Genomic DNA, 6,277 nt, shown 5'->3' with positions numbered 1-6,277 from the left:
GCGCTGCTGCTGCGCGTCGCGACGGCCGCGCTCGCCGGCATCGCGCCGGGCGACGCGCCCGTGCACCGGCAGCTCGCTGCCGCATGGCGCGTGCGACGGCGCGACGAAGCCGACCTGCTGCGCCGCGCGCTCGTGCTGTGCGCCGATCACGAACTGAATCCGTCGACCTTTGCGGTGCGCTGCATCGCGTCGACCGGCACTCACCTGTTCGGCGCGATCGCGGGCGGGCTCGCGGCGCTGTCGGGCCCGCGTCACGGCGGCGAGACGTTCCGCGCGGGCGCGCTGCTCGACGAAGCAGCCCGCGCCGCCGACCTCGATCGCTACCTTGCGCTGCGGCTGGCGCACGACGAACGCGCGGACGGCGGCCGCACGGCACTGTCCGGTTTCGCGCACCCGCTCTATCCCGACGGCGATCCGCGTGCGCTGGCGCTGCTCGACGCACTGCACGCGGCGGTACCCGACCGACCGGCGCTACACATGGCGCGCGCGCTCGCCGCACGCGTCGAAGCGGCGACGGGCCTGCGGCCGGCGATCGATTTCGCGCTTGCGGTGCTGGAGCGCACGCTCGCGCTGCCGGATGGCGCGGCGTTCACGCTGTTCGCGGCCGGCCGCACGGCCGGCTGGATCGCCCATGCGCTCGAACAATATGCGGACGGCAAGCTGATCCGGCCCCGGGCGCGCTACGTCGGCAGCGACGCGGCCGCGTGACGACGGCCATCGCGCCACGCGACGAGCGGCCGCCACCACGCCTGCGCGGCGCGCACGGCCGGCACCGCGAGCGGACCGAACGCGAACGTCGCGCCGTGCGGCCCCGCGCTGACCCATACGCGCATGCCGGACATCAACGTCAGCGAATCGCCGGCAGCGAGCCAGTGGTCGTCGGGGCGGCCCTCGACGGTCACCCAGACGTCGCCTTCGGCCACCTTGAGTACGGTGCGATCGACGATCCGCCACCGTCCTGCCGGCTCGTCACCGTCCATCACGTAGAGTCGCAGTTCGCGCATGGCAGCCTCCTGGTCGCACGGGTTCGATGGCACCAGTATTTCGGACAGTGACAGCACACGGACAGATACGGCTACAGACACTTTTGACTGAACTGTACTGGCCAACCGACGGGGACGGGCATCCGCCGGCCGGACTTCGCGTTGCACCGAACCTGCACGGCACGGCGGCTTTCCCTACAATGGCGGCTGTCCCGCGCCACCGCCCCGTCTTCATGTTCCAAAGCCCGCCCGCCGCCGCTCCCGGCGAAAAGAACCTCACCGTGATGCTGTGGCTCGTTGCGACGGGCTTCTTCATGCAGACGCTCGATGCGACGATCGTCAACACGGCGCTGCCGTCGATGGCCGCGAGCCTCGGCGAATCGCCGCTGCGGATGCAGTCGGTCGTGATCGCGTACTCGCTGACGATGGCGGTGATGATCCCCGTGTCGGGCTGGCTCGCCGACACGTTCGGCACGCGGCGCGTGTTCTTCAGCGCGATCCTGGTGTTCTCGCTCGGCTCGCTGCTGTGCGCGAACGCGCATACGCTGACGCAGCTCGTCGCGTTCCGCGTCGTGCAGGGGGTCGGCGGCGCGATGCTGCTGCCGGTCGGGCGGCTCGCGGTGCTGCGCACCTTTCCGGCCGAACGCTACCTGTCCGCGCTGTCGTTCGTCGCGATTCCCGGCCTGATCGGCCCGCTGATCGGGCCGACGCTCGGCGGCTGGCTCGTGAAGATCGCGTCGTGGCACTGGATCTTCCTGATCAACGTGCCGGTCGGCGTCGCGGGCTGCATCGCGACCTTCTATTCGATGCCCGATTCGCGCAACCCGGCCGTCGGCCGCTTCGACCTGAAGGGCTATCTGCTGCTGACGATCGGCATGGTCGCGATCTCGCTGTCGCTCGACGGGCTCGCCGATCTCGGCATGCAGCACGCAGCCGTGCTCGTGCTGCTGATCCTGAGCCTCGCGTGCTTCGTCGCGTACGGGCTGTACGCGGTGCGCGCGCCGCAACCGATCTTCTCGCTCGAACTGTTCAGGATCCACACGTTCAGCGTCGGGCTGCTCGGCAACCTGTTCGCGCGGATCGGCAGCGGCGCGATGCCGTACCTGATCCCGCTGCTGCTGCAGGTGAGCCTCGGCTACTCGGCGTTCGAGGCCGGGCTGATGATGCTGCCGGTCGCGGCGGCCGGGATGTTCTCGAAGCGGATCATCACGCGGCTGATCACGCAGCACGGCTACCGCAAGGTGCTGCTTGCGAACACGATCATGGTCGGCGTGATGATGGCGAGCTTCGCGCTGATGCGCGACACGGTGCCCGTATGGGTGAAGGTCTTGCATCTCGCGCTGTTCGGCGGCTTCAACTCGATGCAGTTCACCGCGATGAACACGCTGACGCTGAAGGATCTCGGCACGGGCGGCGCGAGCAGCGGCAACAGCCTGTTCTCGCTCGTGCAGATGCTGTCGATGAGCCTCGGCGTCACGGTCGCCGGCGCGTTGCTCGCAACGTTCACCGGCATGCTGCGCACCGTGACGCCGAGCAACACGCTGCCGGCGTTCCATGCGACGTTCATCTGCGTCGGGATCATCACGGCCGCGTCCGCCTGGATCTTCGCGCAGCTCGCGCCCGAGATCCGCAGCACCGCGCGCAAGACCGACCCGTCCGAGCGCGCGTGACGCGCGGTGCGCGCCGTTTCGGGCACCGCACCGTCACCGCGCGCACCATCGCGGTGCAGCCCGCCCCTGCGATGCGCGCCGCAATATCCCGTCCACCGGCCGCGACGGGCCGCCGCATGAGGCACGATGCCGTGCACGCTTCTTGCTCGCCTATTCTCTAGGTAAACTGGCAGTCTTCCTTCGGCCGACATCATGAGCATGATCGAAATCGATCCCCCCGGCTTTCAGCCGCCCCGCCCCGTCGCCGGCGACGACGGGAACCGGCGCACCGTGCTGTACGGCGGCTACACCGTGTTCAGCGTGTTCCAGCCCGTTTTCTCGGTGTCGCACCGCCGTGCGATCGGCTATCACGCATCGCTGCGCGCGCACGACGAGGAAAGCCGCCAGGTGGCGTCGCACGAGGTGTTCACGCAGGCGGCACGGCGCGGCGACCTGCTCGAACTCGGCCGGCTCGCCGAATCGCTGCATCTCGGCAATTTCCACGCGTTCGACAGTCACGACGAATGGCTTTTCCTGAGCCTGCATCCGGCCGCGCTGATGGACACCGTCTACGGCGACGCGCTGCTCGCGAACCTGAAGGCGCTCGGGCTGCCGCCGCACCGCGTGGTGCTCGAGGTGCCCGAGCAGGCGGGCGGCGAGACGCCGCGCTACGCGGCGATCGTCGACGGGCTGCGCAAGGCCGGCTTCCTGATCGCGCTCGGCGGGTTCGGCGCGAAGCATTCGAACATCGACCGCGTGTGGCACCTGCATCCCGATATCGTCACGCTCGACCGCGGCATCCTCGCGCAGGCGAGCGAGCACTCGCATCTCGAACGCGTGCTGCCGGGGCTCGTGTCGCTGCTGCACGAATCCGGCCAGCTCGTGCTGATGGGCGGCCTCGCGACCGAGCGCGACGCGCTGATCGCACTCGAGTGCAACGTCGATTTCGTGCAGGGCCAGTACTTCGCGGGACCGAGCGTCGACCCCGTGCAACCGCAGGCTGCGGCGGGCTGCATGGATACGCTGTCGGCCGCGCTGCGGCTGCGCGTCGCGCAACGCGAGCGTACGCAGGCAGAACGGCTCGCACCGTATGTCGCCGCGCTCGAGGAAGCGAGCCGGAAGCTCGCTGCGGGCGAATCGCTCACCGATGCCGCCGCCGCCGTGCTCGGGCTGCCCGAGACCGCGCGCTGCTTCCTGCTCGACGCATCGGGGCGCCAGATCGGCGACAACGTGCTCGCGCGCGGCAGCGTGTCGCAGCGCGCCAAGCGCTTCCGGCCACTGCTGCATTCCGAAGGCGCGAGCTGGGAGCGCCGCCCGTACTTCATCGACGCGATGCGCGCGCCGGGCCGTGTGCATCTGACGCCGCCCTACCTGTCGATCAACGAGGCGCACCTGTGCGTGACCGCATCGGTCGCCGCACCCGCCGCGGCCGGCATGCAGGTGCTCTGCGTCGACATCAACTGGGAAGCGGCGCTCAACCGCGAGTGAACGCGACCGCGCGCCGCCGTCACGCGGCGGCCGCCTTGCGCACGATCAGCCGGTGTACGCGTTTGCCGGACGACGCGCTGACGACCTCGTGCTCGTCGATCACGTGCATGCCGGCGCCGAGCGCCGCGTGCATCCGCGCCGAATCGAGCGGCGTATAGAGGCGGCCGCGCTCGTCGCGCAGCGCGCCGTTTCCGGCCACCCGCCAGCTCAGGTACAACGTGCCGCCCGGCATCAGGAGATCGGCCAGCCGTGCGGCGGCGGCCGCCGCGTCCGCCTGTTCGAGGTGCATGACGACCGTCTCGCACAGCACGTTGCGAAACGCGCCGGACGGCACGCCGGCCAGCGCCGGCAGTGCGGCCAGCTCGAAGCTCAGGTCGGGATGGCGCCGCCGCGCCTCGTCGAGCAGCGCGGCACTCGCATCGTAGCCGCGCACGTCGAAGCCGCGCGAAGCGAGCCAGGCCGTGTCGCGCCCCGCTCCGCAGCCGACGTCCGCGGTCGGCCCCGGCGAGAAATGCTGTTCGAGCAGCGCGTACATGTCGTCGGGCGCGGCCTGGTCGAGCCAGTCCTGCGCATATTGCGCGGCATGGGCATCGTAGGCGTCGAGAGTCGGGCGATCCACCATGGCGATTGCTCCGCATAGGCGTCGTATGACGCACCCCGCATCTTAGCCGTTGCGCCCCGCCTGTGGCGTCGCGCGCGGCCCACGCAACGATGGCGCTAAGCCGGCCCTACGCGGCTCGCACTTCGCGCGCGAGCGGATCGAGTCAGACATGCGAGTGTGCGCCGCCGTGCACGGGCCCGGCCCGCCGCTCGACCTCGCGGCGCACGTCGCCGCGCAGCCCCGCGAAGAACGCGACTTCGGCAACGACGAACAGCGGCCCGACCATCAGGCCGACCAGATCGTCGACGAATGCGGGCTTGCGCCCTTCGAACCAGTGCCCGACGAACTGCACGATCCAGCCGACGACGAACGCACCGATGCCGATGCCGAGCCATTGCGCGGTCGGCAGCAGCGCAAGCGCCTGCGCGGCCCACAGGCCGAGCGCGAACAACGCCGTCATCACGATCCCGAACCGCAGGTCGAGACGCAGGTAGAACACCGCGAACGCGACGGCGAGCAGCAGCGCCGGCGACAGCGCGATGCCGGCCGGCATGCCGATCGCCGGCCGCGACAGCAGCACCTCGACCGCGAACACGATCATCGGAATGCCGACCAGATGCGTCGCGATGTTGCGCGCGTCGCGATGGTAGGCCGCATACTGGGAAAGATGGTCTTCGAGCGTCTTCATCGCGTCTCCTCGTCGGTCGTTGAGCGCTATGATGCGCGTCACGCCCGAGAACCTCTGTCAGCTACCCGACATCGCGTGCCCATGCCTTCGTCGCTCGCCCCCTACGTGCCGCAGATCGAAGCGAACCCGTGGTTCGCCGCGCTGCCGCCCGCGTTGCGCGCGGACCTGCTCGCCCGTGCGGCGCTGCGCCGCCTGCCGGCCGGCCACGCGCTGTTCCGGCGCGGCGACCCGCCGTGCGGGCTGTACGCGGTACTGGCCGGTTCACTCACGATAGGTGCGGTCGACCCGCAGGGCAAGGAAGCGCTGCTGACGGTCGCCGAGCCCGTCACGTGGTTCGGCGAAATCGCGCTGTTCGACGGCCAGCCGCGCACGCACGACGCGATCGCGCTCGACGACGCGCTGCTGCTGCACGTCCCGCAGGCCGCGCTGCTCCCGATGCTCGACGCGACGCCGCAATACTGGCGGCAGTTCGCGCTGCTGATGGCGCAAAAGCTGCGCCTGAGCTTCCTCACCGTCGAATCGATGAGCGTGATGCCGGCCGCGCAGCGGCTCGCCGCGCGCCTGCTGATGATCGCCGAAGGCTACGGCGGTATCAGCGCCGGGCGCACGCGCGTGCGGCTGTCGCAGGAAACGCTCGCGTCGATGCTGTCGCTGACGCGGCAGACCACCAACCAGTTGCTGAAGGCGCTGCAGGCAGACGGCGTCGTACGGTTGCATGTCGGCGAGATCGAACTCGTCGACATCGACGCGTTGCGCCGCGCGAGCGGGCTGGGCGGCGCTACGCACTGAACGCCGCTCAACAGCCGACACGCAACGCCCCGCCGTCGCCGCGTTGCGCTATCGTGGCGGCTCGTCCGTTCGCCCCGCG

General features: G+C 70.3%; 7 protein-coding genes. 4 read left to right on the top strand and 3 right to left on the bottom strand.

Annotation, left to right across the window (positions count from 1 at the left end; all coding sequences use genetic code 11):
* A partial coding sequence (locus ACNQQL_RS27960; RefSeq protein WP_347067210.1) for a citrate synthase occupies nt 1-708 on the top strand: 708 nt, incomplete at its 5' end.
* Here ACNQQL_RS27960 and ACNQQL_RS27955 read toward each other — a convergent pair.
* The gene (locus tag ACNQQL_RS27955; protein ID WP_347067208.1) at nt 681-1,004 is read right to left on the bottom strand and encodes a DUF2917 domain-containing protein; all 324 of its coding nucleotides are present in this window, start codon (nt 1,002-1,004) and stop codon (nt 681-683) included. The genes ACNQQL_RS27960 and ACNQQL_RS27955 overlap by 28 nt on opposite strands.
* A gap of 212 nt (nt 1,005-1,216) precedes the next feature.
* On the opposite strand from ACNQQL_RS27955, the gene mdtD reads away from it, so the two are divergent.
* Together mdtD and ACNQQL_RS27945 are read left to right on the top strand one after the other, a co-directional pair.
* Nucleotides 1,217-2,653 carry a multidrug transporter subunit MdtD gene (gene mdtD, locus ACNQQL_RS27950; protein ID WP_347067206.1) on the top strand — a complete coding sequence of 479 codons (1,437 nt, stop codon included), beginning with the start codon at nt 1,217-1,219 and terminating at the stop codon, nt 2,651-2,653.
* 192 nt (nt 2,654-2,845) lie between these two features.
* Nucleotides 2,846-4,120, top strand: coding sequence for an EAL domain-containing protein (locus ACNQQL_RS27945; RefSeq protein WP_072442887.1), 1,275 nt, complete (start codon nt 2,846-2,848; stop codon nt 4,118-4,120).
* Nucleotides 4,121-4,139: 19 nt separating this feature from the next.
* On the opposite strand, the gene ACNQQL_RS27940 is transcribed toward ACNQQL_RS27945, so the two are convergent.
* Together ACNQQL_RS27940 and ACNQQL_RS27935 are read right to left on the bottom strand one after the other, a co-directional pair.
* Nucleotides 4,140-4,742: a class I SAM-dependent methyltransferase gene (locus ACNQQL_RS27940; protein ID WP_347067203.1), complete on the bottom strand. Its 603-nt coding sequence runs from the start codon at nt 4,740-4,742 to the stop codon at nt 4,140-4,142.
* A 142-nt stretch (nt 4,743-4,884) separates the two neighbouring features.
* Nucleotides 4,885-5,409 (bottom strand): DUF962 domain-containing protein, encoded by a 525-nt coding sequence (locus ACNQQL_RS27935; protein ID WP_347067201.1) that lies wholly within the window; start codon nt 5,407-5,409, stop codon nt 4,885-4,887.
* Between the two features lie 81 nt (nt 5,410-5,490).
* Here ACNQQL_RS27935 and ACNQQL_RS27930 point away from each other — a divergent pair, with 81 nt between their 5' ends.
* Nucleotides 5,491-6,198 carry a Crp/Fnr family transcriptional regulator gene (locus ACNQQL_RS27930; RefSeq protein ID WP_347067217.1) on the top strand — a complete coding sequence of 236 codons (708 nt, stop codon included), beginning with the start codon at nt 5,491-5,493 and terminating at the stop codon, nt 6,196-6,198.
* Nucleotides 6,199-6,277 lie beyond the last annotated feature (79 nt).

Origin of the sequence: Burkholderia sp. LFS061 (assembly GCF_047978125.1) — a bacterium.
Taxonomy (GTDB): domain Bacteria; phylum Pseudomonadota; class Gammaproteobacteria; order Burkholderiales; family Burkholderiaceae; genus Burkholderia; species Burkholderia pyrrocinia_C.
Note: the sequence above shows the minus strand (reverse complement) of the source record. Positions and strands in the feature narration are given on the sequence as shown.